Source organism: Hymenobacter saemangeumensis (assembly GCF_039541835.1).
GTDB lineage: Bacteria > Bacteroidota > Bacteroidia > Cytophagales > Hymenobacteraceae > Hymenobacter > Hymenobacter saemangeumensis.
Genome location: NZ_BAABGZ010000013.1, coordinates 514,841 through 540,744, shown reverse-complemented (window position 1 = coordinate 540,744; position 25,904 = coordinate 514,841). Strand labels below are relative to the sequence as shown.

The 25,904-nt window shown below is 59.9% G+C and carries 29 protein-coding genes; 11 read left to right on the top strand and 18 right to left on the bottom strand.

All coding sequences use genetic code 11. The annotated features are described in order from the left end of the window. Window positions 1-110: 110 nt before the first annotated feature. The 4 genes from ABD919_RS06560 to ABD919_RS06545 all read right to left on the bottom strand — a co-directional run bounded on the left by ABD919_RS06560 (window position 111) and on the right by ABD919_RS06545 (window position 1,516). On the bottom strand, window positions 111-422 hold the full coding sequence (locus tag ABD919_RS06560; RefSeq protein ID WP_345234929.1) for an NTF2 fold immunity protein: 312 nt from the start codon (window positions 420-422) through the stop codon (window positions 111-113). Window positions 423-470: 48 nt separating this feature from the next. After that, on the bottom strand, window positions 471-821 hold the full coding sequence (locus ABD919_RS06555; RefSeq protein ID WP_345234927.1) for a hypothetical protein: 351 nt from the start codon (window positions 819-821) through the stop codon (window positions 471-473). A 78-nt stretch (window positions 822-899) separates the two neighbouring features. After that, window positions 900-1,274 carry a DUF5615 family PIN-like protein gene (locus ABD919_RS06550; protein WP_345234925.1) on the bottom strand — a complete coding sequence of 125 codons (375 nt, stop codon included), beginning with the start codon at window positions 1,272-1,274 and terminating at the stop codon, window positions 900-902. Beyond that, window positions 1,271-1,516, bottom strand: coding sequence for a DUF433 domain-containing protein (locus ABD919_RS06545; protein ID WP_345234923.1), 246 nt, complete (start codon window positions 1,514-1,516; stop codon window positions 1,271-1,273). The genes ABD919_RS06550 and ABD919_RS06545 overlap by 4 nt, the downstream gene beginning before the upstream one ends. Before the next feature lie 108 nt (window positions 1,517-1,624). On the opposite strand from ABD919_RS06545, the gene ABD919_RS06540 reads away from it, so the two are divergent. Further along, a complete protein-coding gene (locus ABD919_RS06540; RefSeq protein WP_345234921.1) occupies window positions 1,625-3,556 on the top strand; it encodes an ATP-binding protein in 1,932 nt (643 codons plus the stop codon). Window positions 3,557-3,623: 67 nt separating this feature from the next. Here ABD919_RS06540 and ABD919_RS06535 read toward each other — a convergent pair whose 3' ends face one another. The 5 genes from ABD919_RS06535 to ABD919_RS06515 all read right to left on the bottom strand — a co-directional run bounded on the left by ABD919_RS06535 (window position 3,624) and on the right by ABD919_RS06515 (window position 9,396). Continuing rightward, the gene (locus tag ABD919_RS06535) at window positions 3,624-6,005 is read right to left on the bottom strand and encodes a ribonucleoside-diphosphate reductase subunit alpha (RefSeq protein WP_345234919.1); all 2,382 of its coding nucleotides are present in this window, start codon (window positions 6,003-6,005) and stop codon (window positions 3,624-3,626) included. Window positions 6,006-6,316: 311 nt separating this feature from the next. Continuing rightward, window positions 6,317-6,919 (bottom strand): metal-dependent hydrolase, encoded by a 603-nt coding sequence (locus ABD919_RS06530; RefSeq protein WP_345234917.1) that lies wholly within the window; start codon window positions 6,917-6,919, stop codon window positions 6,317-6,319. 119 nt (window positions 6,920-7,038) lie between these two features. Further along, window positions 7,039-7,536 carry a YdeI/OmpD-associated family protein gene (locus ABD919_RS06525; RefSeq protein WP_345234915.1) on the bottom strand — a complete coding sequence of 166 codons (498 nt, stop codon included), beginning with the start codon at window positions 7,534-7,536 and terminating at the stop codon, window positions 7,039-7,041. An 82-nt stretch (window positions 7,537-7,618) separates the two neighbouring features. After that, entirely contained in the window at window positions 7,619-8,251 is a 633-nt protein-coding gene (locus ABD919_RS06520) for a YceI family protein (protein WP_345234913.1), read from the bottom strand. Window positions 8,252-8,436: 185 nt separating this feature from the next. Then, window positions 8,437-9,396, bottom strand: a complete 960-nt coding sequence (locus tag ABD919_RS06515) for a ribonucleoside-diphosphate reductase small subunit (protein WP_345234911.1) — start codon at window positions 9,394-9,396, stop codon at window positions 8,437-8,439. A gap of 555 nt (window positions 9,397-9,951) precedes the next feature. Between ABD919_RS06515 and rplU the strand changes: the two genes are divergently transcribed. Both rplU and rpmA read left to right on the top strand, forming a co-directional pair. Further along, complete coding sequence (rplU, locus tag ABD919_RS06510; RefSeq protein ID WP_345234909.1) at window positions 9,952-10,257, top strand: 50S ribosomal protein L21; 306 nt, start codon at window positions 9,952-9,954, stop codon at window positions 10,255-10,257. An 81-nt stretch (window positions 10,258-10,338) separates the two neighbouring features. Continuing rightward, window positions 10,339-10,614, top strand: coding sequence for a 50S ribosomal protein L27 (rpmA, locus tag ABD919_RS06505; RefSeq protein WP_345234907.1), 276 nt, complete (start codon window positions 10,339-10,341; stop codon window positions 10,612-10,614). Window positions 10,615-10,687: 73 nt separating this feature from the next. Here rpmA and ABD919_RS06500 read toward each other — a convergent pair whose 3' ends face one another. From ABD919_RS06500 to hemW, 5 genes are all read right to left on the bottom strand, one after another. Next, window positions 10,688-11,365 (bottom strand): hypothetical protein, encoded by a 678-nt coding sequence (locus ABD919_RS06500; RefSeq protein WP_345234906.1) that lies wholly within the window; start codon window positions 11,363-11,365, stop codon window positions 10,688-10,690. Window positions 11,366-11,441: 76 nt separating this feature from the next. After that, complete coding sequence (locus ABD919_RS06495) at window positions 11,442-12,212, bottom strand: cyclase family protein (RefSeq protein ID WP_345234904.1); 771 nt, start codon at window positions 12,210-12,212, stop codon at window positions 11,442-11,444. A gap of 30 nt (window positions 12,213-12,242) precedes the next feature. Further along, complete coding sequence (locus tag ABD919_RS06490) at window positions 12,243-12,935, bottom strand: alpha/beta fold hydrolase (RefSeq protein ID WP_345234902.1); 693 nt, start codon at window positions 12,933-12,935, stop codon at window positions 12,243-12,245. After that, the gene (locus ABD919_RS06485) at window positions 12,935-13,372 is read right to left on the bottom strand and encodes a hypothetical protein (protein WP_345234900.1); all 438 of its coding nucleotides are present in this window, start codon (window positions 13,370-13,372) and stop codon (window positions 12,935-12,937) included. The genes ABD919_RS06490 and ABD919_RS06485 overlap by 1 nt, the downstream gene beginning before the upstream one ends. Window positions 13,373-13,633: 261 nt before the next feature. Beyond that, window positions 13,634-14,770: a radical SAM family heme chaperone HemW gene (gene hemW, locus ABD919_RS06480; RefSeq protein WP_345234898.1), complete on the bottom strand. Its 1,137-nt coding sequence runs from the start codon at window positions 14,768-14,770 to the stop codon at window positions 13,634-13,636. A gap of 105 nt (window positions 14,771-14,875) precedes the next feature. Between hemW and ABD919_RS06475 the strand changes: the two genes are divergently transcribed. Together ABD919_RS06475 and ABD919_RS06470 are read left to right on the top strand one after the other, a co-directional pair. Continuing rightward, entirely contained in the window at window positions 14,876-16,744 is a 1,869-nt protein-coding gene (locus tag ABD919_RS06475; protein ID WP_345234896.1) for a BamA/TamA family outer membrane protein, read from the top strand. A 392-nt stretch (window positions 16,745-17,136) separates the two neighbouring features. Continuing rightward, entirely contained in the window at window positions 17,137-17,520 is a 384-nt protein-coding gene (locus ABD919_RS06470) for an Hsp20 family protein (protein WP_345234894.1), read from the top strand. A gap of 222 nt (window positions 17,521-17,742) precedes the next feature. On the opposite strand, the gene ABD919_RS06465 is transcribed toward ABD919_RS06470, so the two are convergent. Next, window positions 17,743-18,066, bottom strand: coding sequence for a hypothetical protein (locus tag ABD919_RS06465; protein ID WP_345234892.1), 324 nt, complete (start codon window positions 18,064-18,066; stop codon window positions 17,743-17,745). 4 nt (window positions 18,067-18,070) lie between these two features. Then, window positions 18,071-18,346, bottom strand: coding sequence for a VF530 family protein (locus ABD919_RS06460; RefSeq protein ID WP_345234890.1), 276 nt, complete (start codon window positions 18,344-18,346; stop codon window positions 18,071-18,073). A gap of 97 nt (window positions 18,347-18,443) precedes the next feature. Here ABD919_RS06460 and ABD919_RS06455 point away from each other — a divergent pair, with 97 nt between their 5' ends. From ABD919_RS06455 to ABD919_RS06445, 3 genes are read left to right on the top strand one after another with little or no spacing between them, the layout of a single operon-like run. Next, window positions 18,444-19,334: a glycoside hydrolase family 25 protein gene (locus tag ABD919_RS06455; RefSeq protein ID WP_345234888.1), complete on the top strand. Its 891-nt coding sequence runs from the start codon at window positions 18,444-18,446 to the stop codon at window positions 19,332-19,334. 3 nt (window positions 19,335-19,337) lie between these two features. Further along, window positions 19,338-19,754, top strand: a complete 417-nt coding sequence (locus ABD919_RS06450) for a septal ring lytic transglycosylase RlpA family protein (protein ID WP_345234886.1) — start codon at window positions 19,338-19,340, stop codon at window positions 19,752-19,754. Between the two features lie 7 nt (window positions 19,755-19,761). Beyond that, window positions 19,762-19,956, top strand: a complete 195-nt coding sequence (locus ABD919_RS06445) for a hypothetical protein (RefSeq protein WP_345234885.1) — start codon at window positions 19,762-19,764, stop codon at window positions 19,954-19,956. A gap of 72 nt (window positions 19,957-20,028) precedes the next feature. On the opposite strand, the gene ABD919_RS06440 is transcribed toward ABD919_RS06445, so the two are convergent. Next, window positions 20,029-20,505, bottom strand: coding sequence for a DUF6799 domain-containing protein (locus tag ABD919_RS06440; RefSeq protein WP_345234883.1), 477 nt, complete (start codon window positions 20,503-20,505; stop codon window positions 20,029-20,031). Between the two features lie 1,138 nt (window positions 20,506-21,643). Here ABD919_RS06440 and ABD919_RS06435 point away from each other — a divergent pair. Both ABD919_RS06435 and ABD919_RS06430 read left to right on the top strand, forming a co-directional pair. Further along, entirely contained in the window at window positions 21,644-22,993 is a 1,350-nt protein-coding gene (locus tag ABD919_RS06435) for an RCC1 domain-containing protein (RefSeq protein ID WP_345234881.1), read from the top strand. Between the two features lie 111 nt (window positions 22,994-23,104). Further along, the gene (locus tag ABD919_RS06430; protein WP_345234879.1) at window positions 23,105-23,815 is read left to right on the top strand and encodes an SAM-dependent methyltransferase; all 711 of its coding nucleotides are present in this window, start codon (window positions 23,105-23,107) and stop codon (window positions 23,813-23,815) included. Window positions 23,816-23,829: 14 nt separating this feature from the next. Here ABD919_RS06430 and ABD919_RS06425 read toward each other — a convergent pair whose 3' ends face one another. Next, window positions 23,830-25,143: an ammonium transporter gene (locus tag ABD919_RS06425; protein WP_345234877.1), complete on the bottom strand. Its 1,314-nt coding sequence runs from the start codon at window positions 25,141-25,143 to the stop codon at window positions 23,830-23,832. Between the two features lie 258 nt (window positions 25,144-25,401). On the opposite strand from ABD919_RS06425, the gene ABD919_RS06420 reads away from it, so the two are divergent. Further along, window positions 25,402-25,899, top strand: a complete 498-nt coding sequence (locus ABD919_RS06420; protein WP_345234875.1) for an META domain-containing protein — start codon at window positions 25,402-25,404, stop codon at window positions 25,897-25,899. The last annotated feature ends 5 nt before the right edge of the window (window positions 25,900-25,904 follow it).

Genomic DNA, 25,904 nt, shown 5'->3' with positions numbered 1-25,904 from the left:
GAGCCGCGGGAAGCGGACAGTGAACGAGCAATATACACCCTCCCCGGCTTGCGGAGCGGGTTTCGAGTCACTTTGGTCGCTGTAGAATGGCAGTGACTGGGGTTAAGCATTTACTTTCTTGCTTCAGCCACCAGAATACAACCAGTAGCCTTACTTATCTCCGCATAAGGCCCGCCTTTGCCCGGGCGCCGCTTCCTAACCACCCAAACCGAGTCGTTTCTTAAGGTAGCAGCTAATGGCTGGCAGTTCTGTAGTTTCCAGCCGTGCTGGGCGTAGATGGGGCGCAGCACAGCCTCTGCTACAGCAACTGCTGTGGCTGCATCCGGTACGTAGCCTTTTTCAGGCATTGCGTCATTGGAGGCGGTTTGCGCGGTAGCTTGGCCTGCTGGCAACAGTAGAGCGAGGAGCAAAAGGGGCTTCATATAGCAAGCTTACTTGAAAACAAACCAGCTGTTGCGGGGCGGCAGCGGCTACCGTCTTTTATATAAGCGCATTACCGCTCCCAACGAATGCACCATCACGAGGCTGTCCCGCGTCAGCTTTTTGATGCGATACTTATCCGGCCCATCCGACTGATAGATAGTAAGGGTACTAGGCGTCAGAGCATATCGAAGCGGCTGGTCCAGAAACTCCACGTAAGTCAGCCGGTTGCCTTTGACCCAGAACACTGCGTTTTCCTCTTCGCTAACCGCCCAGACTCCCTGCAGCAGGGCCGCAGCCGGTGTCACTGGCTTACTGGTTTTGGGCTTGGCCTTTGGGGTTTGCGCCCAGCTGGCGCTTATCGATGCCCAAACCAGCACGGCCATTACAATCTGTTTCATAGGTGGAAGCTAGCTACAACTGTTCCGAAGCGCAAAACAGCCGCTGCAGGGCGGCAGCGGCTGGGGATAGTTGCCATTTTAACGGTGCGTAATCAATGCGGCCCGCGTCAGTTCCACAAAGTAGTTGTGCCGCAAGGCAACAGTTAGCTGCGGGAGCATTGCGCGAAACAGGCCTAATAAGTCGTTGGTGCTGATGTTGCCGGTGGAAATGAGCAGCAGCTTGTAGGGCTGGCTGTGCAGCAGGAAGCTGTTCACGAAGTCCGCGTCTTTGGTGATGACTACCCGCTGCTCAACCATTGACAGCGCGGTGATACTGCCGTCCTGGGTGTGGTTGGCGTCCGGTAGGTCCAGGGTGTGGCGGCAATCGTAGCCCGCATGAAACGCCAGGAAGTCGGCCAAGCGGCGGGGCAGCTGGGCATCAATCAGCACCCGCAGCGGCTCGGGCTGGCTCACGACGCCAGCCGGAAAATGGAGCGCACCTGTAGCATCTCGGCGGCGTAGGCCTGGCAGGCGCGCAGGTCTTCTACTTCCAGGTCTTCGTAGTCGGCCAGGATTTCGGCGTCGCTCATGCCGGATGCCAGCCATTCCAGCACGTTTTGCACCGGGTAGCGCAGCCCGCGCACCGTGGGCTGCCCGTGGCAGATGTGGGGGTCAATGGTTATGCGCGGGTGGGCCGAAGAAGCGGGGGTTTCCATACGGCTAAGATACGAAGGGTAACGGCCGGAAACACCCCAGCCGCTGCGGGGCAGCAGCGGCTGGGGAGCTTAAGATTCTTACTTTAGAGCCTCCCTTTATCTGTCAAAATGAAAAAGCCAAAGAACCCGCTAATGAAGCCATTGTTTGAAGATAGATTCTTTGAGCAATTTACTGGGACACATATTATAAAGTCTCCGAAAGTCGCTATCATGGAGTTGATTGCTAACTCCTGGGATGCGGGCGCTTCAATTGTTAATATCGCATGGCCTGAAAACGATGGTGAAAGGTTCTCGGTAACTGATAATGGACATGGAATGACTGAGAACCAATTCATGTCCATTTTCAGAAAATTGTCATATGACAGAGAAAAAAGCCAAGGGCTTTACGCAGAAATTCCCGCTGATAATGATATAGAAGGCCGAAGAACCGTATTTGGCAAAAATGGAAAGGGCAGGTTTGCTGGGTTTGCTTTTGGGAAAGCATATTTTGTAAAAACTTGGCGAAACGGTGAAGAAAACACGTTCAAAGTCTACACCAAAGATGACAATAGCTTAGTTTTCAAAAAACAGGGAGAGACAAAACCGCGTGAAGGGCATGGCACAGAAGTTTATATCAATTCTGCAAGGCAGGCTATTCTTTCAGAGGAACTGATACGTTCCGAAATCGGAATGCGCTTTCTGGTAAACCCTAAGTTCAGCGTTTTCCTTAATGGAACACAGATTGAGTTCTCCGACATTCCTAAAGATAATGTTGATAAAGTAACCATCACAGTTGACGGTATAGGCCAAATCGAAGTCGTTATTATTGACGTTGGAGAAAGCGACAAGACAACGCAGCAACATGGGGTCGCTTGGCTTGTAAATGGTCGAATGGTTGGTGAGTGCAACTGGAAAGGCGTCGGCTACCAGCATCTTATTGATGGAAGGAGGACTGCTGCCAAGAAGTACACATTTATTGTTAAAGCCGACGCCCTTGACAAATCGAAAGCTATACTTCCTGACTGGACAGGCTTTTATCCTACCAACTCGGACTACCTCAAAGTACATGAGGCAGTTCATAGCTCCATTAAAGAGTATTTACTAGAGTTGACAAAAGATACTCGTCTCAGCTTATTCAAAGACATTAAGCGGGAAAACATCGGAGAGTTGAAGAAGATGGGGCTTGTAGGCCGGCTTAGATGGGAAGAGTTTATACAGGAGGTTCAAAAGGACTGCCCTTCTATTTCAGAATCGGATTTATTTAAGCTTTCCACCATCCTAGCCAAGCTTGAAAATTCATCGTCGCAATACAGTCTCATCAGTCAGCTTTCTGCAATGAGGCCTGACCAACTTGACAACCTAGCTGGCCTCCTTGATAAGTGGAATATTGATGCGGCAAAAATTGTCCTTGATGAGCTTGAATTCCGCCTTCAACTCTTAGAACAACTTAAAATAAAGGTGCTGAAGAACAGTACTGCTGAAGTTGGGGAACTACAGCCACTCTTTCACCGTGGCCTTTGGATATTTGGTCCAGAGTACGAGACAATCGAGTATACTTCCAATGAAACGATGACTCAGGTTATCCAGAAGTTATACGGTGGAGAGATGGCAGGCACGAATATTCGGCCTGACTTTGCCATACTTCCTGACAGCACTATCGGTTTTTACGCATACCAGCACTATGATGAAAATGGCGGTGAGGCAGGTATTGATAGACTCACAATAGTTGAGTTGAAAAAGCCTGGTGTCTCTATTGGTGAAGTAGAAAAGAGCCAAGCTTGGAAGTATGTAAAAGAACTTATCAACAAAGGGCTAATTACAAATGCCCGAGTGACCTGTTTTGTATTAGGAGACGCTCTAGAACCGCTTGAGGCACTTCCAACTAAACAGCGGGATGAAACAGTCGTGATAATTCCTATGTGCTATGACACAGTAATTGCCAGAGCAAAAGGTCGGCTGCTCAAATTGTATGACAAGGTTAAGGGAGTACCCTTTTTGGATAAAGTGAGGGTTGATGAATTTCTCCTTGAGAAATCACGAATTGACTTTGTGCTTCAATAACTCCAAGATTATTGAGCACAAAAAAAGGAGGTGAAATTCACCTCCTTTTTTTGTGCTCAACGCTCCCTTACGACCCGCAGGCCTCGCACCCCTCCGGGTTATCCAGCGAGCAAACCATGTCGCTTTGGTTTTGCGCCGCTACGTTGAGCGGCTCCAGCGTTTCGGCGGCTTGCTTCTGCACCGTGAACTTGATGGCGTCGGCGGCGGCTTTGGTGCGCAGGTAATACATGCCGGTTTTCAGGCCGCGCTTCCAGGCGTGGAAGTGCATGCTGGTGAGCTTGCCGAAGTTCACGTTTTGCACGTGCAGGTTCAGGCTCTGGCTCTGGCAGATGTAGGCCCCGCGGTCGGCGGCCATGTCGATGATGGTGCGCTGGGAGATTTCCCACACCGTCTTGTACAGGTCTTTGATGTGCTGCGGGATGCGCGGGATGTTCTGCACCGAGCCGTTGGCCGCGATGATGTCCTGCTTCATCTGCTCGTTCCAGAGGCCCAGGGCCACCAGGTCTTTCAGCAGGTGCTTGTTCACCACCATGAACTCCCCGCTCAGCACGCGGCGCACGTAGATGTTGGAGGTGTAGGGCTCGAACGACTCGTTGTTGCCCAGAATCTGGGCAGTGCTGGCCGTGGGCATGGGCGCCACCAGCAGGGAGTTGCGCACGCCGTGCTTTACCACTTCGGCGCGCAGCGTGTCCCAGTCCCAGCGGCCGCTTTCGGGCGTCACGTTCCAGAGGTCGAACTGGAACTTGCCCTCGCTCAAGGGCGAGCCCGGGAAGGTCTCGTAGGCGCCGTCCTTGATGGCCAAATCCTTGGAGGCCGTCATGGCCGCGAAGTAGATGGTTTCGAAGATGTCCTTGTTCAGGCCGGCCGCCTCCGCGCTTTCGAAGGGCATGCGCAGGGCAATAAAGGTGTCGGCCAGGCCCTGCACGCCCAGGCCGATGGGCCGGTGGCGGAAGTTGGACTTCTGCGTCTCGGGCACCGGGTAGTAGTTCACATCAATCACCTTGTTCAGGTTGATGGTCGCCTGGTAGGTTACCTCGTACAGCTTGTCGTGGTCGAAGGTGACGTTGCCCTTGGCATCGGTGCTCAGGTAGCGGGGCAGCGCCAGCGAGGCCAGGTTGCACACCGCAATTTCGTCCTTGTCGGTGTACTCGATGATTTCCGTGCAGAGGTTGGAACTCTTGATGGTGCCCAGGTTCTGCTGGTTGGATTTGCCGTTGGCGGCGTCCTTGAACAGCATGTAGGGCGTGCCCGTCTCCGTCTGGCTTTCCAGGATGGCAAACCACAGCTCCTGCGCCTTGATGGTGCGGCGGCCGCGGCCTTCCTTCTCGTACTTCAGGTACAGCTTCTCAAACTCCGGGCCCCAGCTGGTGTCGAGGCCGGGGCACTCGTGGGGGCACATCAGCGTCCAGTCGCCGTTGGCTTCCACGCGCTTCATGAACAGGTCGGGCGTCCAGAGGGCGTAGAACAGGTCGCGGGCGCGCATCTCCTCCTTGCCGTGGTTTTTCTTCAGGTCGAGGAAGTCGAACACGTCGGCGTGCCAGGGCTCGAGGTAGATGGCGAAGGCACCTTTGCGCTTGCCGCCTCCCTGGTCCACGTAGCGGGCAGTGTCGTTGAACACCTTCAGCATGGGCACCAGGCCGTTGGAGTTGCCGTTGGTGCCTTTGATGTAAGAGCCGGTGGCGCGCACGTTGCTCACCGACAAGCCAATGCCGCCGGCCGACTGAGAAATCAGGGCGCAGTTCTTCAGCGTGTCGTAGATGCCCTCGATGGAGTCGTCCTTCATGGTGAGCAGGAAGCAGCTCGACATCTGCGGCTTGGGCGTGCCGGCGTTGAACAGCGTAGGCGTAGCGTGGGTAAACCACCGCTCGCTCAGCATGTTGTAGGTTTTAATAACCGAGTCGATGTCGTCCTTGTGAATGCCCACGCTCACGCGCATGAGCATGTGCTGGGGCCGCTCCACCACCTTGCCGTCGAGGCGCAGCAGGTAGCTGCGCTCCAGGGTCTTGAAGCCGAAGAAGTCGTAGTTGTAGTCCCGGTCGTAGATGATGGCCGAGTCCAGGGTGGCGGCGTGCTTGTGAATCACCTCCCACACGTCCTTGGCCAGCAGCGAGGCATTCTCGCCGTTCTTGGGGTCTTCGTAGGTGTAGAGCCGCTTCATGGTGCTTGAAAACGACTTCGAGGTCACCTTGTGCAGGTTGCTTACCGCGATGCGGGCCGCCAGGATGGCGTAGTCCGGGTGCTTGGTGGTGAGCGAGGCGGCGGTTTCGGCGGCCAGGTTGTCGAGCTCCACGGTGGTCACGCCGTCGTAGATGCCGTCAATCACCTTCTTGGCCACTTCGATGGGCGACACGAAGCTCATGTTCAGCCCGTAGCACAGTTTTTCAATCCGGGCCGTGACTTTGTCGAACTTCACGGATTCGCGGCGGCCGTCGCGTTTAATTACTAGCATACCTATCGGGGTTGAGGTGTTAGGTTGAGATATGAGAATGCCGGTCCGGAAGGAGCCGGGCAGGGGGTTGGTCAGCTTTGAAGAGTAGTTGCAGAAGGGTGTTTAACCCTAGGTTCGGCCCTATCAATTGCGGAAATTACCGCTTGGTTTTGGGCAGGCCAAAGAAAAAACATAGAAGTTTTCCACATAGGGCCTGACGGGGCTGCCCGGCTATATTTCGCCCCGGACAGGCACCGCCCCTGCCTGCTTTTTTTGTCCGGTTCACCGGTTGGCTTCTTGCCCTGCTTTCTTTACCTTGAGGAGCTGCCCTCCTACCGGTGAGAAGCCGCGTCACCCGGCGCGGCCGCGCCGTTCCGGCCCACTGGCACCGCATATCCCAGGTGCAGAAAGCTCAACGGCACGAACACGCCCCAGAACACCGCCGGCGGAATCGGCCCCGCCTCCCAGGGATATGCCCAGGGCGTGTCGCCATCCCGCACAATGTGCGAGAGCAGCGAGGCCAGGAACAGGTAAAATGGCCCCCAGCCCGCGTATCGTGCACGCCAGAGCCGCAGCAGCAGCGCCAGCGCGGCGGCTACCAGCGCCGCCACCAGCAGGCTGTGCCCCAGGGGCCGCCCCGGCAGCGAAAGCATGGCCTTGAAATCGAAGCTGCCGGCCGCAATGGCATGGTCGAGGTCGATGAGCACGCCCACCAGCACCGCCACCGCGCCCACCCAGGCATCCACCACTCCGCGCAAAAACAGGGGCAGCACCAGCAGCAGGGCCACCAGCCCGTGCACCGCCGGGTCGGCCAGCCCGATAAGCAGGGGCATCTGCAGCCAGGGCACTACGTAGGCATGGCCCAGCCACACCAGCCCCCAGCCCAGCGCCAGCAGCAGCCCAATGCTTTTGATGCTGACGTAAGGTGCTTTCATTGGCCTGCTGAAACGATGTAGAGACGCGTACTTGCCCCTCGTTGGTGAACGATGACTGCAGCACGTCCTGGTGGCGCGGTCCCGGAGACGCAAAATATTGCGTCTCTACCTCCTTTATTTTACGCGCTGCCCGCTGGCACCGCGGCCTGCCCCCGCTCCAGCAGGGCAAGGGCGGCTTCCACCCGGGTTACTTTCTGCTCGTCTGCCTCGGCCTCGTCTACCCAGCGCAGCCAGGCTTGCTGCCGGGCCAGCGGCAGCGCCTGAAAAGTGCGTAGGGCGGCCGGCACTTCGGCCAGGCAGTCCGTAAAGTCGGCCAGGGAAATGTGTTCGAGGGCCGCCCTTTCTTCCTGGGCGAATAGCTGCAGCTGTACCACGTCGCCGGCTTGCTTGCCCAGCTGCTTGCGCAGCGCGGCATTCACGGCCAGGAAGCGGCGGCCCTGTCCCATGGGCATGAGGGCGCAGTCGTTCAGCATCACCTCATCGATGCGGCCGGTCACTTTCAGCACGCCAAAATGGGTTTTGGGCGCCTGGGCGAGCACGCCCACGGGCGCGTAGGTCCAGGCACCTTTGCCGGAGAACTTTTCCAGAGTCACTGGGCCATTAAACAGCTCAAGCATGGGACGCAGGCGGGAGATGGGATTCAGCCGCCAAGTTAAGGCCGCTGCATTCTACTCCCAGCGGCGGGGCGCCGGCCGGCAGCTAGCGGCTGGCCGTCGCCGCTGGGGCTGGCGGGCAGGCCAGCACAATGCTCACGTCGATGGTCTTGGCGATGTTGTCGCGCACCAGGGCCGGGATGCGAATCTTGTAGTCGGCCGTTTCTACCGCAAACTTGGACGTGACCACCAGCTCGTTGCCGCGCAGGTACATAATCCCCGGCACCTTCACCTTGCGCGTCACGCCGTGGATGTTGAGCTCGCCCTGCACCTCCACATTCTGGGGGCCCTGGCGCAGCTCCTCCTCGGTGGGCACCCGCAGCAGCGTGCCGCTGAAGCGGGAGCGCGGGTACTTGTCCGACTCGGCGTAGTTCTCATTAAAGTGCTCCTGCATCAGCGGGTTGATAAACTGAAAGCTGCGCATGGGAATGGAGAAGGCCAGCTTGCCGCTGTTCAGCTCAAACACCGCCGACACCTCGCGGTTGAGGGCCTCAATGTCTTCCAGCGGGGCGCTGGAAAAGAACGTCACCTGCCCGCTGTTGGTAAGGTAGCGGCGGGCGCTGGCAGGGGCGGGAGCTGGGGAGGCTGCTGCGGCCACGGGCAGGGCAGCAGCGGTTTGCGCCTCGGCCAGAGGTGCAGCTAGCAACAGGCAGAGGACGAGCGGAAAGAAGGTTTTCATAAGGCAGCTAGACTGATGCGAAAGGCAGGAAAGAACCGGTGCTGGCACGCCAGTGCCGGCTTCATCAGCAACTCTGGAAAACGCCGCAAAGCGTTGCCTGCCCGGCAAAAAGAAGCCGCCCGGCTTTGCGAACAAAGCCGGGCGGCAATTAATGCACTGTCAGATGCTTGTGCAGCTAACAGCTCCTAGAAGTCTTCATCCAGCGAGAACACGTTCTCGTTGCGCTCGCTCATCACGCCGGCTTTCTGGTACTCGGCCACGCGCTTCTCGAAGAAGTTGGTTTTGCCCTGCACCGAAATCATCTCCATGAAATCGAAGGGGTTGGCGGCGTTGTAGATTTTGCTGCAGCCCAGCGACACCAGCAGGCGGTCGGCCACAAACTCGATGTACTGCGACATGGCCTTGGCGTTCATGCCAATCAGGTTCACGGGCAGGGCGTCGGTCACAAACTCCTGCTCGATGCTCACCGCGTCGCGGATGATTTCGTGCACCCGGGCTTCGCTCAGCTTGTTCTGCAGGTAGCTGTAGAGCAGGCAGGCGAAGTCGCAGTGCAGGCCTTCATCGCGGGAAATCAGCTCGTTGGAGAAGGTAAGACCGGGCATAAGGCCGCGCTTCTTCAGCCAGAAGATAGAGCAGAACGAGCCCGAGAAGAAGATGCCTTCCACGGCCGCAAAGGCGATGAGGCGCTCGGCAAAGCTCTCGGAGTTAATCCACTTCAGGGCCCACTCCCCTTTCTTCTGCACGGCCGGCACGGTTTCGAGGGCGTTGAAGAGGTAGTCCTTTTCCTTGGGGTCTTTGATGTAGGTATCAATCAGCAGCGAATAGGTCTCGCTGTGAATGTTTTCCATCATAATCTGGAAGCCGTAAAAGCAGCGGGCTTCGGGCATCTGCACTTCCTGCATGAAGTTGACGGCCAGGTTTTCGTTCACGATGCCATCGGAGGCGGCGAAGAAGGCCAGCACGTGCTTGATGAAGTGGCGCTCGTTGTCGTTGAGGCCGTTCCAGTCTTTCTGGTCCTGCGACAAGTCAATTTCCTCGGCAGTCCAGAACGAGGCTTGCGACTTTTTGTAGTACTCCCACACCTCAGCGTTCTGAATGGGGAAAAGCACAAAGCGGTTGGGATTCTCGGCGAGTAAGGGCTCCATATCGGCGGGATGTTGATGACGGATTGGGGGAGTTGCGGTGGGAGCTAACTGCGGTGGCCCGGCAGATGTTTGCGGGCCCGAACAGGATAAGCTACACCCGGCAGTAAGCCGTTGCAGGTTCAAAGATAGGCCCGCTACCGGCCGGGACGGGTGCAGATTTCGGGTTTTTTATCCATTAATTTTTCGCTACGTTACCGCTGAGCTAAGCCCGGTGCCGCTGCCGATTAGAAGTCGAAGCTGCCTGCCCGGCCGAAATTTTTTGCGGCTCAAAACCAGGGCTTTTCCATGCACTTATCCACATTTTGCCTGTGGATAACCTCGAAAACGTTGGAGTTGTCCACAAAAACATCTATTCGCGGGCACACTTGCGCAATTCCTTAATCCGGCTTTAATCTGTGCTTAACTGCCCTTTCGCTCAGCAATGCTCAGCCAGTCGGGAGCTTCCCACCGCTTGCCAGGGCCGGGCAGCGAATGAAGATTAGTGACTTAGGTTTGGTTTTGTAAAATCAAAGCCGTACTTTTGCCTTCCCATTTCAGAAAATCCCGCGAAAGCTGATGTACGCAATTGTCAATATCGCTGGCCAGCAGACCAAGGTTGAGGCCAACAAATTCGTTTATGCTCACAAACTGGCCGGCAACGTCGGCGACACCGTAGAGCTCGGCAACGCCCTGATGACCGATGACAACGGCACCATCAGCGTTGGCGCCCCTACCCTGAACGTGAAAGTTACCGGCACCATCCTCGCCCATGTAAAGGGCGATAAGGTGCTCGTCTTCAAAAAGAAGCGCCGCAAGGGCTACAAGAAGATGAACGGCCACCGCCAGGACTACACCAAAGTAATGATTAACAGCATCGGCTAGTTTGGTTCCTTGTTGCTGGTTGCTAGTTCCTAGTTGCCAGAATAAAACAAGAAACAAACAACCAGAAACAAGAAACATAAAATGGCACACAAGAAAGGCGTCGGCTCTTCCAACAACGGCCGCGAATCGCATTCCAAGCGTCTCGGCGTGAAAATCTTCGGTGGTCAGCCCCTGATTGCTGGCAACATCATCGTACGTCAGCGTGGCACCAAGCACCACCCCGGCGAGAACGTAGGCATCGGCAAAGACCACACGCTGTTCGCGCTGGTTGACGGCATGGTGCAGTTCCGCAAAGGCCGCAAAGACCGTTCTATCGTGACGGTAGTTCCGGCTGAAGTGGTTTCGGTACCGGCTTAATTGCCCCTCCAGATATTGAAAAAGGCTGCCCCGCAAGAGGCAGCCTTTTTCGCGTTGGCCCTGTTTGTTCGGCTTAGCGCCCGAAGTAAAGGCCCAGATTTAGCAGCAGGGAAGTATTGAGCTGCCGTGCGGTGAAGGTTCTGGAATATGTGTTAGGCACCAGGTTCAGCCCTACTTCGGCATTCATATCAAGCAGGAAGCCATGCCCCAGCCGCCGCTGCATGCCCCAGAGCAGGTTCAGGCTGGGCGTGTACTCCCGGGGCGGCAATGCCGCATCGCCGCCTTTGGACCAGGGCGCGCCCCGGCTGAGGGTTTCCAGCCGGCCCTCGGCGGCAAGGTAGTTGCCCGTGAAGGGGCCGTGCGCCCGGTTTTGCCGGGCCCGGCCGGCCTGGTTGTAGTAGTAGCGGGCACCCAGCCCCAGGCCCGCGGTGGGCAGCACCGCATTCTGCCGAAAATAGCCCGCGTAGGTGGGAATGGCAAAGTCGGCATCGGCCTGCCCGTACAGGGTGAAGCGCGGCGACAGCGCATACTCGGCGCCCACTGAAAGCGGCAGGCGCGCGGCATAGCCAAAATAGCCGCCAAAAGGGAACAGCCGGCCGGCATTGAGGCCGATTTTCAGGAGCAGCCGGTTCGACGAAGTCTCAGCCGGCACCGGCGCAGGGTAGCGGCTGCTGTCGGCCGCCTGGCCCTGGCTGAGGGTGGTGGCGCCAAGCAGGAGCATGCCGGGCAGCACCAAAGAGGTAATACGCATAGGGGTAAACTAATGAGTTGATGTTCATCAGCGGGAGCCCTTTGTAGACTTGGCAGTTGCACGCTGCCGTAAACCTCTAACGGGCGGGCAGCGGGGTAAGCCGGTACAGCACCGGCTTGCTGGGGCTGGCATCCAGCTCAAGGCTAGTCACTTGGATGTTGAGCAGGTAAAGGCCATCGGCTACTTCATTCGGCACAAAAATCAGCTCGGTGATGGTGGCCCCGCAGCGGGGCTGGGCCGGGTAGCGCCAGAAAGCGTGGTGGGCCAGCAGCTGCCCGGCATCTTCTTCGCGGTCTACGCTGGGCAGGTCGAGCAGGAAGTGCTGCACGTTGTTATCGACCAGAAACTGCGCCAGGGCCGGCTCTATATAAGTAGGGTTGGTGCCGGAGTACTGGCGGTGGCGCTTGGCTTCCTCGTTGGGCAGGGTGCGCAGGATAAAGGCTTCGGGCAGCGCTTCCTCGCCCAGGGCCGCCTGCACGTCGGCCAGCATCACCACCAGGTCGCCGTTGGGCTGGGGGCGGGGGGCCAAGCTCACCAGGCGGGCCACAAACAGGAAGCGACGCAGGCACTGGTTCAGCGTCACGGCCGGGTCGGGCGAGATGTGGCCGTAGCACTCGGTGTGGGTGCCGTTGCCGTGGGGCGTGAGGTGCACCCGCTGGTAGTTGGTGCTGCCGCCCAGGGCCACGCTGCCCACGAAGGAGCCCACCCGAATGGTGTCGAACTGCACCGGCTCGGCCCAGAAGCAGTTCACCTGCTCCGGCCCCGGCGCCAGCGGCAGGGAAATATCGAGCGGCGCGGTGGGGTCAAAGGAGTAGCTATGGCCGGCGTGAGGGAAGGTGGCGAGCATGAGTAGTAGTAAGTAGAGAGTAGTAAGTACTCAGACTAAAGGTTGTGGTGCTGCGGATGGAGCCAGGGTATTGCCCGCCAGCTGGTTAAGGATGTGGCTTATCTGGCTGGCGTGGCTCACTATCATAAAATGGCCTCCGCCCGCAATGGGGTAGTCAACGGCGGCCCGGCGGGCGGGCAGCAGCCGGTCGCGGGTGCCGTGGATGCGGATAGCCGCCGGCACGCCGCTGCTGTCCCAGTGCAAAAGGCGGGCAATGGCCCAGCGGGCAAACACCGGGTCAGTGTCCCGAATTATCTGGCGCAGCAGGCTGTACTCGGCTCCGCTGCGGGCGCTGAAAAGCCACTGCGCCAGCCGCGGCAACAGCTGCAGCAGCTGCGGAGGAAGCAGGTGGTGGAGGCCCAGGCGGCGCACCCATTGCAGTGCCGCGGGCAGCTCCCGGGCACTGCCCAGGCTGGAAATCAGCACCACCCGCGCCTGGGGCCGCAGCCGGGCTATCTCCAGGGCCAGGATGCCGCCAAACGACACGCCCACCAGCCAGCAGGGGCCAATGCCTACCCCCGCGGCCAGCCGGGCAGCATACTGCGGCAGGCTTTCCGCCGCTGCCTGGGGCGGCAGCCACTTCAGCACCCGCGCTTCGGCGTGCAGCTCCAGCAACCGAAATACCCGCTCATCGGCTCCCAGGCCGGGAATGAGGTAGAACACCGGGCCAGACGGGGCGCTCATCAGGAGCTGAGCCGCACGTACACACCTTCGAGGTAGAAGATGTTGTGGGGCTGCGGGTCGTCTTCTTCCTCTTCGGGCTCCCCTTCGGCGTCGGGGTCGCTGGCGGGGTAGGTTACCGACAGCTTGAGGGCCACGCTGGGCAGGGCAATGGGCGGCCTCTCCTCGGAGTTATACTCCAGCAGGGCCGGCCACTCGCCGGCCGCCAGGGCGTCGGCTACTTCTTCCTGCAGGGCCTCGGTGCGCTCGGCCGCTACCCGCAGCAGGGTATCCAGGGCTTGAAACGGCAGGGCCAGGTGAAAGAAGTGCGTTTCCTGGTCGAAGTAGGTGGTGGCCCACACGGTTACATCGTCGGTATTGTCGAAGACGATGGCGACGATGTAAATCTGCTCCACAAAAAAGTCGGCATCATCGGCCAGCGTGTCGCTCAGTAGCTTCATAAAATCGCTGATTTTGCTGATTGACGTGATTTCGCTGATTTCGTTCTGGTTTTCTGCCAACGCAGGCTTTCTGTTGGTGGTGGGCAGCCTTCCCTCCCGGCGCCAGCCTAAAGTAGCTGCAACTTAGCGCAAGATGCCTTACCTGCCCTTGCCGATTTCCAACTTTTCAGCCCTCACTCCCCCAAAGACCTGGAAATAAGCCATAAGAACGACACCCACTGGAAAACCCGAACGAAATCAGCGGAATCAACCAAATCAGCGCTAATCAGCGATGAAGAGCTCCAGGGTGATGTGGTCGGCCAGCAGCTTGCCGGCGTCGGTTAGGGTAAGTACATCGCCCTGCAGGCGCGCCAGGCCGCGGGCCGTGAGCTCGGCCAGATAGGGCGCACGGGTGGCGGGCAGGTCCAGGCCCAGCGCATCGCGCAGGTACGCCAGGTCGCAGCCCCGGGCCGTGCGCAGGGTGGTGAGCAGGTACTCGTTGGCCCGGTCGGTGGCGCTGAGCTCATCTACGGTGGCGGGCACCTCGCCCCGCTCCAGCACGGCCTCTACGTAGCGGGGGTTATTGGCCAGGGTAAACTGCCGGTTGCGGCCGTCATAGGAGTGGGCGCTGGGGCCCAGGCCCAGGTAGGGCACGCCGCGCCAGTAGTTGCCGTTGTGCCGCGACTCCCGCCCCGGCTGGCAGAAGTTGCTGATTTCGTACTGCTCGTAGCCCTGCGTGCGCATGCCCGCCAGCAGCAGCTCAAACTGGGTGGCCACGAAGTCGTCGGGCGGCGCAATGAAAGTACCTTTCCTGACGCGGTGCCCGAAAGCCGTACCGGGCTCAATAGTAAGGGCGTAGGCCGACACGTGCGGCACGCCCAGGGCAAAGGCATTGGCCAGGTCGGCCTCCCAGATGTGGTGCCCGGAAGCCGGTACCCCGTAGATGAGGTCGATGGAAATGTTGTCGAAGCCGGCATCCTGGGCCCGCTGCACGGCGGCCGTCGACTCCCCGGCGGTATGGGCGCGGTTCATCAGCCGCAGGTGGGGCTCATGGAAGCTTTGCAGCCCAATGCTGAGCCGGTTGACCGGGGAGGCCGCCAGCTCGGCCAGCTTGGCGGCGCTCAGGTCGTCGGGGTTGGCCTCCAGGGTTATCTCGGCCTGCGTGGCTACCGGGAAGTGGCGGTGAATAGCGGCAAATATTTCCTCCAGCTCCGCCGCGCTCAGCAGCGAGGGGGTGCCGCCGCCGAAGTAAATGGTGTCGAGCGTGGGCGCCGGCCCCAGGTAGTCGCGGCGCAGCTCCAGCTCCCGCACCAGGGCCTGCACCAGCCGCTGCTTCAGCCCCAGCGAGGTGCTGAAGTGGAAGTCGCAGTAGTGACAGGCCTGCTTGCAAAAGGGAATGTGGAGGTAGAGCCCGGGCATAAGAACAGGAGCCGACAAGGGGCTACCGACCACAAAGGTCGTGTTGCCCGCGGCTGCTTTTTACTTTCGGGAAATTAAACGCCGTATTCTGCGTTATTGTCCCCGATGCACGTTCGGAATCTGCTGCGCTGTCTGGGAATGTTGTGGCTGGCGCTCAGCCTGGGCCCGGCCCGGGCGCAGACTGCTCCGGCCGCGGCCGACTCCGTCGGCACGGCGCCAGCCGACTCCCTGCGCGGCAGCCTCCCTCCTGCCCCGGCACCAGTTCGGGCCACGGCGGCGCTGCCCCTGGCCCGGCCCCGCATCATCCGGATTGAAGCCGAAGCGGCCGACCGGCCCTTGCTGCGGCGCTACCGCGTGAAAGCCGCCGTGGCCGACTCCCTTAGCGCCCTGCGCGAGGTGCGCGAGCTGGTGCAGGCCCTGCAGGCCGATGCCTACCTCACCGCCTCGGCCGACGAGCTGCGCTGGAGCCGCGACACGGTGCGGGTACGTTTGTACGTAGGCGAGAAATTCCGCTGGGCCTACCTGCGCAACGGCAACCTCGGCGACGGCCTGCTGACCCGGGCCGGCTACCGGGAGCGGTTTTACCGCAACACGCCCTGGGTGCCGGCCGACTGGGCCCGGCTGCAGGACCGCATTCTGAGCGAAGCCGAAAACCAGGGCTACCCTTTCGCTACCGTCGGCCTGGACTCGGTGCGGCTACAGGGCCACGACATTGCCGGGCGCGTGGTGCTCAAGCGCGGCACGCTCATCGTGTTCGACTCCCTGCAGATTGTGGGCAACACCAAAACCCGCAAACGCTTTCTGATAAAGTACCTGCAGCTGTTTCCCAACCAGCCCTTCAACCAGCAGCGGGTGCGCGCGGCGGCCCAGCTCTTGCGCCAGCTGCCCTACGTGCGCCTGCGGGCCGAGCCGGAGGTGCGCTTTGCCCGGGGCAAAGCCCGCGTGTACCTGCTGCTCGACGAGCGGCCCTCCAACCAGTTCGATGCTATTATCGGCGTAATACCGAAAAGCGGGCCCGGCGAAAGCGGGGTCGACTTCACGGGCGACGTCACCATTCACCTGCGCAACATCAAGGGCGGCGGCAAGCAGGCCGGGCTGCAGTTCCGCAAAACCGACGCCATCTCCCAGCTGCTCGACATTCAGTACATCCACCCCAACTTCTTCGGCACCCCGCTGGAAGTGGCCGCCTCCTTCAACCTTTACCGGCAGAACTACGCCTTTCTCACCACCCGCCCCCGCCTGGAAGTGGCCTACCCCACGGCCAGGTCCGGGCGCGTGAGCTTTTTCACCGAGCAGCGCGGCTCCCGCCTGCTCGACACCCTGCTCCGCCAGCGTACTACCCTCCCCGACAATATCGACTCGCAGTTCAGCTCCTACGGCCTGGGCTACGCCTGGAACAGCCTCGACGACTTGTTTTTTCCGCACCGTGGCTTTTTCCTGACCGGGCAGGGCGCCGTGGGCACCAAAACCATCAGCAAAAACAAAGACCTGAAAGAGAGCCTCTACGAAGGGCTGCCCCTGCGCTCTACCCAGTTCTCCTTTGGCCTGCGGGCCGAGCGCTACTTCCCCCTGGGCCGCAGTGGCGTGCTGCTGCTGCGCCTGCGCGGCGAAGGCCTGGTCAACCCCCGCCTGTTTCAGAACGACCTGTTCCGGGTGGGCGGCCTCAACTCCTTCCGGGGCTTTGCCGAAAACCAGTTCTACGCCAGCTCCTATGGCCTGGCTACCACGGAGTTTCGGCAGTTTATTGGCGCCGACTCCTACGTATTTGTTTTTGCCGACCAGGGCTACCTGCGCCACGATGTGGTCGACAACCGCTTCGACGACCTGCCCACCGGCCTGGGCGCCGGCCTGAGCTTCCGCACGCCGGCGGGCCTGTTCCAGTTTGTGTACTCCGTGGGCCAGTCGCAGCAGGCCGACGAGCGGTTCAACCTGAGCACCTCCAAGGTTCACTTTGGCCTTACCAGCCGGTTTTGATGCCCAGCGGCGCTGGGGCACCATCCTGAAAAAGGCCCATGCAATGGCAAGGATGCCATTTTTTACGCCTCTATTAAGTCTAAAATCCGCGGCGGAGTTCAAAAGCGTGGTGGTGCCACGAATTCCGCGAAGCGGTTCGTGGTACCACTATATTATAGAACGACCCGTCACAGTCCGTTCTATAATATAGTGGTACCACGACCAAAAAGTCGTGGCACCACGGGGTAGACCACCGCCAAACCCGCATTTGCGTCACATTGACACAATCAAATAGAAACCGGGAGTTAAAATCAGTCAATATGGCTGAAAATCAGCTATACTAACCCACAATTCGGATTGGTACATTGTTTGTCTTTAGGGTAGCGAAGCCGACGTGAAACCGGCTATTAGCTATGAAACTTATCAGCCCTGAATTCATCCATAACATTGCGCCCCAGCTCGACCTGCTGAATACCATCGGCGGGGGGGTTGCGCAGGCGCAGATGCGCGTCGACCAGCGCCAGAAAGGCCTTATCCTGCGGGTAGCCGTGCCTTCGCTGCGCCCCGAGAGCTTCCATGTGGTACTCAACAACCAGCGCCTGACGGTGTACGGCGAGTACCGCAACAGCCCGGAAGACGCCATGGCCGCGCCCCTGTTCGTGCAAAACCTGGATTTGCCCCTGAACCTCGACCTGAGCCGCATCGACGCGGTACACGAAGGCCAGGAGCTGCAGATACGCATTCCCTTCAAAAACCCGTCCGACCAGCAGCGCGAAATCGACATCCGCCACAGTTAAGCGGCTTCTACTGCCGCTACTCTATAACGCCGGGACCGACCGGCACCGCAGTCTGTTGATAACGCCGGGACCGACCGGCCAAAACCATGCCTTCGGGCCCCACTCTTGAGCCACCGCCCACAGCGGTGGTTTTGTTTTTTGTTTGAACCTCGTAATTTTGAGATTAACAGGCTTTTGCAGTCGATTTCCAGTTGCACTATACTAGCTTCAATCCGGCTTAGCTCAGCCAAACAGCGGTATCAGCAGCACGAAGCTCATCAACACACCCAGGTAAAACCAGCGCATCACCTGACCCCGGTACTGCCGGGACAGCTGGTTGCTCAGGACCAGCATGGCCACAATTACCAGCCCCAGGTGCAGCAGGACGAAAGTCATGGTTTTCACCCAGTTGCTCACGATGGTGGGCTCCTGCTGGAACTGATTGGCTTCGCCCAGCCCCGAGGTCAGGTAGCGCAGCAGGTAGAAGGCGGCTAGCTCGAAGGCAACAAAGCCCAGCAGCCCGGCCAGCGCCGCCTGTGCGGAAGATTTAGGAGTGTCGTTGGCCATGACGCTAAGGCAGCTTGCGGCCGCGCACCTCCGCGGTGCGGGCGCGGATGTACAGGTCTTCTACCTTGGCGCGAGCCCAGGGCGTGCGCCGCAGAAAGCTCAGGCTTGACTTCACGCTGGGGTTCACAGCAAAGCAGTTCATGCGCAGGCGCTCGTCGAGGCCAGCCCAGCCGTAAGCCGCTACGAGGTACTCGATTATGTGGGCCAACGTGACGCCGTGCAGCTCGCGGATAAGGCGGCCAGACTCGTCGCGGGCTTCGTCGGAGGCGGGAAAAGGCATAACAGAGGAGCTGAAACAGCCGTAAAGTTGGCGAAAAAGCCGGCGGCAAATACGCCGGGCGCGGGACTCTACGTTATTTTTGAACGTCCTTCCGCCTATGTCGCCCCGTACCCGCACCGTTAAAACCAGCCGTACTGCCCCGCGCCCGGGCCTTCCCTGGGGCCGGTGGGCACTGGCTGTCCTGGTGGTCAGCCTCTTGGCGGCGGGGTTTGTGTACCTGCGCCATCAGCGGCAGCTCAACCGCTACGTGCGGCGGGCCTGGGCCACGTTCACCAGCAATGGCCTGACGGGCCGGGAGAGAACGCCGCTGCTGGCCGGCTACTCCGTGCATGGTATCGACGTATCGGCCTATCAGGGGCGCATCGACTGGCCGGAAGTTGCCAAAAACAAGGTGCATTTTGCTTTTATCAAAGCCAGCGAAGGCGAAACCATGCGCGACGCCCGCTTCCAGCGCAACTGGGCGGAAGCACGTAAGGCCGGCATCATGCGCGGCGCCTACCACTACTTCCAGCCCAACCGCGACGGCAAGACCCAGGCCGAGCTTTTCACCAGCCACGTGCCCATCGAGCCCGGCGACCTGCCGCCCGTGCTCGACATTGAGGCCCCGCACTTTCACGACGTGGCCGTGATGCGCCGGGAAATCACGCGCTGGCTGCGCCTGGTGGAAGCGCACTACGGCGTGCGGCCCATCATCTACTCCAACCACAGCTTCTACCGCCGCCACCTGGCCGGGCACTTCGACGACTACCCGCTGTGGCTGGCGCACTACGAAGTGGAAAAGCCGGCTATGCACCGCAGTAAGTGGATAATCTGGCAGCACTCCGACGAAGCCTACGTGCCCGGCATTCGCGGGGTGGTCGACTTCAACGTGTTTCAGGGCAGCTACGACGACCTGCTGGCCCTGCGCGTACCGGCCCCCAAAGCGGCTTCCCCCGCACCCAAACCCAAGCAAGCTTCGTCCCGTCAGGGACGCCGAGGCACTCTGTAGCTTATGCGTCGCACCACCAGTAAACGTAGTTTATTTAAAGCTCCCAGCCTGCTGCTGGTGTTTTCACTGGCCCTGCTCTCGGCTTGTGGGGGCAGCAAGAACGCGTTCACCCAGTCGGGCCAGGGCTCGTACTACGCCGATAAGTTTAAGGGCAAAGCCACGGCCAGTGGGGTGCCTTACCGCCCCGGCAAGATGACGGCGGCGCACAACACCCTGCCCTTCGGCACCAAAATCAAGGTGACCAATGTCAAAAACGGCCGCTCGGTAAAAGTCACCGTCAACGACCGGGGCCCCCACGTAAAGGGCCGCATCGTGGACGTGTCGCGCAAGGCCGCCCGCAAGCTCGACCTGGTAGATGCCGGCGTGGTGCCCGTGCAGCTTAAAGTAGTAAAATCGGCCCCGGCCTCCAGTAAACGTTAGCATCCCTATGACCATTCGCAAGAAAGTCCGCTGGACCTTACCCCCCAACACCGGCCGCTTTGCGGCGCTGGACCTGTTTGTGCGGGCCGCCGAAACCCAGGACTGGACCGATGAGGAAATCCAGTATGTTATGAACGAGGTAGTGGAGGCCGACAACGACGCCGCTGGCCTTGAGGTTCTGAAGTGGTATACGGCAGCCTAGGCCCGCCGAAAAAAAGGGCCGCTGGAGATACTCCAGCGGCCCTTTTTCAGCGCATGCAGCACAACGTGCCTATTATCTCTTGGACTTCTCCTTTTCCTTTTTCTCCTTGGCCTTGGCCTTGGCTTCTTCGCGCTCTTTCTTGTACTTCTCCTTCTTGAGGCGCTCTTCCTCCATCTTCTTGCGCTTGCCTGGATATTTCAGGTCAAACTGCTTGATTTTAAGCAGGCTGTCGGCCTCAACAATGGACTGACGCGAAGTAACGCGGCCAGTCAGCGACACCATGTCGCCTTCACTCATCTGCGTAGAAGTGCCGTCGGGCATTGTCACCAGGCCAGTTGTGGTAATCAGCGTGCCATTGACCAGCTTCTTATCGGCAGTAATGGGGCCGCTTACGCCCATTTCGGTCAGGTAAATGCGGCCTTCCTTCATGGTGAGGCCATCTTTCATGCCGGCCCCCGGGTTAGCCTTGGGCCGGGCTTTGGGTTCTACAGGACCGCGCCGGGCGGGCAGGGTGGCGCTGCTTTGGGCATTGGCGCTACCTGCAAGCATAACGAGAGCAAAAATGCCGCAGAATAGGGTCTTGATATTCATGAAGTCAGTAAAAGTGGGTGGAGCAAAATGGTGGAATTTCTATAAACGCACGCAAGATACGGCTTAAAGACTGTGCTAAAAAATTGCACACGGTCTCTAAGTGCAAAAGCGGGGCCAATCTCATCAGCAGCGTGCTAGCTAACGCTTGTTCCCCGGCAGCCCAACGCGGCTTTAGACAGCGCAGCTGGCCAGGAAACGCACAGCCGGCCGCAAAGGGTTCCAGTTTTTCATCCTACGAATTTCTTAGGCAAAAGATTAACCTCAAACCACATAAGCCATTCTGCAGTTCAGACATACATACTAGAAAAAGGCCCCTTGCCAATGCGCAGGTTTTTCCGTACCAACTCCTGTATTTCACAGGAAAAGACCAGTAGCTTTTAGTCTCTGGAGCAGAGCAAGATGGGCCACCTCTTTTCATATACATTGCAAAACTTGCACTTTAAAAGGAAGACGCGCACGCAGTAACAAGGAAAAATTATTGATGTAATTATTAGATTCATATTTACTCTTCACCGGGCAAGTATGCCAGGCTCAAACGTCGGCTTTCACTCCCCCTCACCGCAAGTGCTCGGAATAATTCGGAGTCTTTGCGGGGCCGGCAGGCATACGCGCAGTGTCGCGGACTCAGCAAGTCCATGTGATTAAACGTTCACACGTGCGGGCTCGCAGAACCCGCATACACAGTTAAAGAAAGCGCTCTGAAGGCAGGAAAGGGCGCCGTCAGGGAAGGCCGCGGCTTACACTTTGAGAAAAAAGGCCAACAGCTTTATGCTGAAAAGCACTGTTGCAAAGAAGGGTGCTTATCTGGCTGTGAACCAAGCCCCCTCTCCCGTGGGTGCAGCGGCTGGGTTTGCCAGAAATTATTTGAGAGCAGGCAGCCAAACACTTCCGCTATAGCGCAAGGCCTTGAGCGCCAGATAATAAAAATCAATGTCATTCTGCTATTCTGCCTGGCCCGGCTTTATTAGCCCCTTGTCGGACGGCAGGTTTCACAACTTTTTTTTGCAGCCGGGGCAACTTCGGGCCAGGGGTCTGCATCAATGTTGCTGTCACCCAAGCGGGACACTCCTTCTTCACTCTTTTCTGCAAAAATTTTATGAAAAACCTGTCAATCCCCACCTGGGGCCAGGCCCTCCTGTTCCTTTTCGTAGCCGGCACTGCCCAGGCTCAATCCACGGCTAACACCTTTGCTGCCAGCAGCAACCACTCGGTTAGCATACATCCCGACGGCAGCCTCCGGGCCTGGGGCCTCAACCTCGACGGCCAGCTCGGCGACGGCACTACCACTTCCCGCACCCAGCCCACCCCGGTAGGCACTCCGGCCAACCTGCGCTGGGCTCAGGTAGCAGCCGGCACGGCCCATACCCTGGCCCTGACCGCCGATGGCCAGCTCTACGCCTGGGGCTCTAACGCCAAAGGCCAGCTCGGCGATGGCACGTTTGCCCACCACCACACGCCCATCAAGGTTGCCCTGCCGGCCGAAGCGGCTGCCACGCAGTGGGCACAGGTGGCGGCCGGCACCTCGCATACCCTGGCGCTGACCACCGATGGGCGCTTGTATGCCTGGGGCCAGAACATCTACGGCCAGCTCGGCGACGGCACCACGCTTACCCGGGCCAACATGGTACAGGTAACGCTGCCCGCTGGCGCGGGTGCCATCAGCCAGATTGTGGCTGGCTCGGGCCACTCCCTTGCCCTCACCAAAGACGGGCAGCTCTACGCCTGGGGCGCCAACAAGCTGGGGCAGCTCGGCGACGGCAGCTTTACCGAGCGCCTCCGCCCCGTGGCCGTAACCAGGCCCCGGCACGCCGGTGCCTGGGCCCAGATTGCCGCTGGCCGCGCCCACACCCTGGCCCTGACCACCGATGGCCAGCTCTACGGCTGGGGCTCCAACGAATACGCTCAGGTGGCTGCTACCTTCCTTGCCTGGCGGGGCCGGCCCACGGCCATTGCCTTGCCCGCTGATGCCAAGCAAACCCGCTGGGCCCAGATTGCAGCCGGCGACTTCTACTCCCAGGCCCTTACGGCCGACGGGCGCCTCTATGCCTGGGGCAACAACACGGCCGGCCAGCTCGGCGACGGCAGCACCATCACCCGCCTGACGCCGGTAGCAGTGGCCCTGCCTCAGGACCTGCCCACCCGCAGCTGGGCCCGCGTAGCCGCCGGCGGGTTCCACACCCTGGCCCTTACCGCCGATGGCCAGCTCTGCACCTGGGGCAACAACACGGCCGGCCAGCTTGGCGACGGCAGCACCACCCAGCGCACGCTGCCGGCCGGCAACAGCCGGGCGCTGCTGCAGCCTACGAGCCGGGAGTCGCATTCCAGCCAGCTGCCCAGCGCCCAGATTGACCCCGTCCTGACCGAGATGGCGCTTATCTGCGAGGCGGCCCTGGAGCCCCTGCACTTCGACCCTGCCAAGGCCTGGGCCAACAGCGCCAAACAATAAGCTTCTCTCCTTTCCCATTTCCCGGCGGGCCGTCCTACATAGGGCGGCCCGCCTTTTTGTGGCCCACCTTTGCAGCTGTGTTTTCCATACGCTCTGCATTCCCTGTGTGCCATGCCTGCTACACTGTACCTGCTTCCCACTCCCCTTGCCGACAACACCGCTGCCCAAGTACTGCCGCCCCAGCTGGTGCAGGCCGTGGCCGCCCTCCCTTACTTCATGGCTGAAAACGCCCGGACGGCCCGGCGCTTCGTGAAGAGCGTGGCGCCCGCCCGGGTAATCGAGGACATTGCTTTCGCCGTTATCGACAAAGACAGCAGCGAAGCCGAGGTACGCGCCGCCCTGCAGCCCCTGCTCCAGCAGGGCATCGATGGTGGCGTGCTCAGCGAAGCCGGCTGCCCCGGCATTGCCGACCCCGGCGCGGCCCTGGTGCGGGAAGCGCATCGGCTGGGACTGCGCGTGGTGCCGCTGGTGGGGCCCTCGTCGCTGCTGCTGGCGCTCATGGCATCGGGACTAAGCGGGCAGCAGTTCGCGTTTCATGGCTACCTGCCCATTGAGAAAGCGCCGCGGCTGGCGGCGCTTAAAACGCTGGAGCGGGAAGCGCTGCAGCGCCAGCAAACCCAGCTGTTTATTGAAACGCCCTACCGGAATGGGGCCTTGTTTGCCGACTTGCTGGCTCACTTGCAGCCGGGCACCCGCCTGTGCGTAGCCGCCGACGTAACCGGCGCTGGCGAATTTATCAAGACGCTGACCGTGCGCGACTGGCAGCGGCTTCCCCCTCCGCAATTGCATAAAATCCCAACCGTGTTTTTGATTGGCCAGTAAAGCCACCGAGCAGGCTAGGCTACCAGCAGGGTTTCGCCGTGCTGGCTGGCATCGAGGCCGTGGGCTTCGTGCTCGGCATTCACCCGGATGGGAATCAAGGCGTTGGTGATTTTGTAGAGCACCCAGGAGCCGCCAAAGGTGAAGCCCGAGATAAAAACCAGGGCGCCCAGGTGGTGCCAGAGCAACGTAGCCGAACCCGTTATCAGGCCGCCGTTCTGGGCGAAGATGGCCGTGGCAATCATGCCCACGATGCCGCCCACGCCGTGGCAGGGAAACACATCCAGGGTATCGTCGAGGGTAGTGCGGTTTTTGAGCGCGACTGCGGCCGTGCTCACGGCCGAGGCCAGCACGCCAATAAACAGGGCCGGGCCGTAGGTGACGTAGCCGGCGGCGGGGGTGATGGCAACCAGGCCCACCACGGCCCCAATGGCCGCGCCCAGGGCCGAGGGGCGCTGCCCGCGTACGGCTTCCAGCATCATCCAGGTGAGCATGGCCGCGGCCGACGCCAGGTGGGTGGTGAAAAACGCCTGCACGGCCAGCACGTTGGCACCCAGGGCCGAGCCGGCATTAAAGCCAAACCAGCCAAACCACAGCAGGCCCGTGCCCAGCAGCACGTAAGGAATATTTACCGGCTGGTGGGCGTGGCCGGCGCGGTGAACATGGCGGCGCCCCAGGGCCAGGGCCCCGGCCAGGGCCGCAAAGCCCGCCGAGATGTGTACCACCGTGCCCCCGGCGAAGTCCAGCACGCCCCAGCGCAGCAGAAAGCCGTCGGGGTGCCAGGTCCAGTGGGCCAGGGGGCAGTAGATGCACAGGCTGAACAGGCACATAAACAGCAGGTAGCCCCAGAAGCGGATGCGCTCGGCAAAGCCCCCGCTGATAAGGGCCGGGGTGATGATGGCGAACTTGAGCTGAAACGCCGCATACAGCACCAGCGGCAGCGTGGGCGCCAGGGTGGGGTGCGGTGCCGTGCCTACGTGGTTGAAAAGAAAGAATGTGGTCGGGTTGCCAATCAGCCCACCGATGCTGTCGCCAAATGCCAGCGAGAAGCCTACCACGTACCACAGCAAGGATATCACCCCCAGCGCTATAAAGCTCTGCAGCATGGTGGAAATGATGCTGCGCTTGCTCACCATGCCCCCGTAGAAAAAGGCAAGGCCGGGCGTCATCAGCAGTACCAGGCCGGAAGCGGAAAGCATCCAGGCCAGGTCGGCTGGATTGAAGGCATCGGCTTTGGCTTCGGGGTGGTGCTGGGGCAGAAAGGCTGCCAGAACTGCCAAGGCAACCAATAGGAAAAGGCAAAGGCTGGCCAGGCGCTGCTTACGTGACATATGACTATAAATTTTAGGGTCTCTTTACACAAAACTACATACAATACTCACCAAGTACCCTTATTTTTTATACCATGTTCTGAAATAATAACACAAAATTCTCATTACTCCCATGTATTCGTACTATTTTTTTCAATTACGCATTTACAAACACTAGTCGTCAAACAAAGTGCGAGGCCCCAATGGGCTCTTCGTAACCGTGTTCAACTCCACCCCCGGCTTGCTACGTACACCAAGGCTAGCCTTAACCTTATTCTTATGATGCTTTGTCGGACCGCCGTTTTTTGCAGCCTGCTGGGCCTGGCTGCCTCTTGCCAGCTGGCGCTCACAGAAAAGCCTGCGGGGGGCACGGCCGCGCTGGCAACGCTCGACAAGCCCGGGGTGGCGCCGCTGCTGAACACCCAATGGGCTTTGCATAAGCTGGGCGGGCAGCCCGTGGGCCCAACCAAACAGGAGCGTTTTCTGTACCTGAGTCGCAACGAAGGGCGGGCCGAGGGCCGGGCCGGCTGCAACCAGTTTGGGGGGCCCTTCACGGTGCTGGCCGAAGGCGAGCTGCGCCTGGGCCCACTGGGCACCACGCGCAAAGCCTGCCCCGACCTGCAGGCCGAAGGGCTGTTCCTGCAAGCCCTGAATCAAACCCAGCGCTACCGGGTGCGGGGCGACACGCTATTGCTGCTCGCTCAGGAGGACTCCCTGGGCAAGGAGCCCCTGGCCGAGCTGCATGCGCTGCGCAAGTCCAGTAAGAAGCGCAGATAGCTGGT

Bases quoted from the DNA above. Each gene is read 5' to 3' on its own strand.
- rplU (WP_345234909.1), top strand. From the start codon at position 9,952: ATGTACGCAATTGTCAATATCGCTGGCCAGCAGACCAAGGTTGAGGCC.
- ABD919_RS06525 (WP_345234915.1), bottom strand. From the start codon at position 7,536: ATGCTTGAGCTGTTTAATGGCCCAGTGACTCTGGAAAAGTTCTCCGGC.
- ABD919_RS06470 (WP_345234894.1), top strand. From the start codon at position 17,137: ATGAAACTTATCAGCCCTGAATTCATCCATAACATTGCGCCCCAGCTC.
- rpmA (WP_345234907.1), top strand. From the start codon at position 10,339: ATGGCACACAAGAAAGGCGTCGGCTCTTCCAACAACGGCCGCGAATCG.
- ABD919_RS06460 (WP_345234890.1), bottom strand. From the start codon at position 18,346: ATGCCTTTTCCCGCCTCCGACGAAGCCCGCGACGAGTCTGGCCGCCTT.
- ABD919_RS06430 (WP_345234879.1), top strand. From the start codon at position 23,105: ATGCCTGCTACACTGTACCTGCTTCCCACTCCCCTTGCCGACAACACC.
- ABD919_RS06540 (WP_345234921.1), top strand. From the start codon at position 1,625: ATGAAAAAGCCAAAGAACCCGCTAATGAAGCCATTGTTTGAAGATAGA.
- ABD919_RS06485 (WP_345234900.1), bottom strand. From the start codon at position 13,372: ATGAAGCTACTGAGCGACACGCTGGCCGATGATGCCGACTTTTTTGTG.
- ABD919_RS06435 (WP_345234881.1), top strand. From the start codon at position 21,644: ATGAAAAACCTGTCAATCCCCACCTGGGGCCAGGCCCTCCTGTTCCTT.
- ABD919_RS06420 (WP_345234875.1), top strand. From the start codon at position 25,402: ATGATGCTTTGTCGGACCGCCGTTTTTTGCAGCCTGCTGGGCCTGGCT.
- ABD919_RS06535 (WP_345234919.1), bottom strand. From the start codon at position 6,005: ATGCTAGTAATTAAACGCGACGGCCGCCGCGAATCCGTGAAGTTCGAC.
- ABD919_RS06500 (WP_345234906.1), bottom strand. From the start codon at position 11,365: ATGCGTATTACCTCTTTGGTGCTGCCCGGCATGCTCCTGCTTGGCGCC.
- ABD919_RS06440 (WP_345234883.1), bottom strand. From the start codon at position 20,505: ATGCTTGCAGGTAGCGCCAATGCCCAAAGCAGCGCCACCCTGCCCGCC.
- ABD919_RS06555 (WP_345234927.1), bottom strand. From the start codon at position 821: ATGAAACAGATTGTAATGGCCGTGCTGGTTTGGGCATCGATAAGCGCC.
- ABD919_RS06475 (WP_345234896.1), top strand. From the start codon at position 14,876: ATGCACGTTCGGAATCTGCTGCGCTGTCTGGGAATGTTGTGGCTGGCG.
- ABD919_RS06530 (WP_345234917.1), bottom strand. From the start codon at position 6,919: ATGAAAGCACCTTACGTCAGCATCAAAAGCATTGGGCTGCTGCTGGCG.
- ABD919_RS06515 (WP_345234911.1), bottom strand. From the start codon at position 9,396: ATGGAGCCCTTACTCGCCGAGAATCCCAACCGCTTTGTGCTTTTCCCC.
- ABD919_RS06560 (WP_345234929.1), bottom strand. From the start codon at position 422: ATGAAGCCCCTTTTGCTCCTCGCTCTACTGTTGCCAGCAGGCCAAGCT.
- hemW (WP_345234898.1), bottom strand. From the start codon at position 14,770: ATGCCCGGGCTCTACCTCCACATTCCCTTTTGCAAGCAGGCCTGTCAC.
- ABD919_RS06455 (WP_345234888.1), top strand. From the start codon at position 18,444: ATGTCGCCCCGTACCCGCACCGTTAAAACCAGCCGTACTGCCCCGCGC.
- ABD919_RS06490 (WP_345234902.1), bottom strand. From the start codon at position 12,935: ATGAGCGCCCCGTCTGGCCCGGTGTTCTACCTCATTCCCGGCCTGGGA.
- ABD919_RS06495 (WP_345234904.1), bottom strand. From the start codon at position 12,212: ATGCTCGCCACCTTCCCTCACGCCGGCCATAGCTACTCCTTTGACCCC.
- ABD919_RS06465 (WP_345234892.1), bottom strand. From the start codon at position 18,066: ATGGCCAACGACACTCCTAAATCTTCCGCACAGGCGGCGCTGGCCGGG.
- ABD919_RS06450 (WP_345234886.1), top strand. From the start codon at position 19,338: ATGCGTCGCACCACCAGTAAACGTAGTTTATTTAAAGCTCCCAGCCTG.
- ABD919_RS06445 (WP_345234885.1), top strand. From the start codon at position 19,762: ATGACCATTCGCAAGAAAGTCCGCTGGACCTTACCCCCCAACACCGGC.
- ABD919_RS06520 (WP_345234913.1), bottom strand. From the start codon at position 8,251: ATGAAAACCTTCTTTCCGCTCGTCCTCTGCCTGTTGCTAGCTGCACCT.
- ABD919_RS06425 (WP_345234877.1), bottom strand. From the start codon at position 25,143: ATGTCACGTAAGCAGCGCCTGGCCAGCCTTTGCCTTTTCCTATTGGTT.
- ABD919_RS06545 (WP_345234923.1), bottom strand. From the start codon at position 1,516: ATGGAAACCCCCGCTTCTTCGGCCCACCCGCGCATAACCATTGACCCC.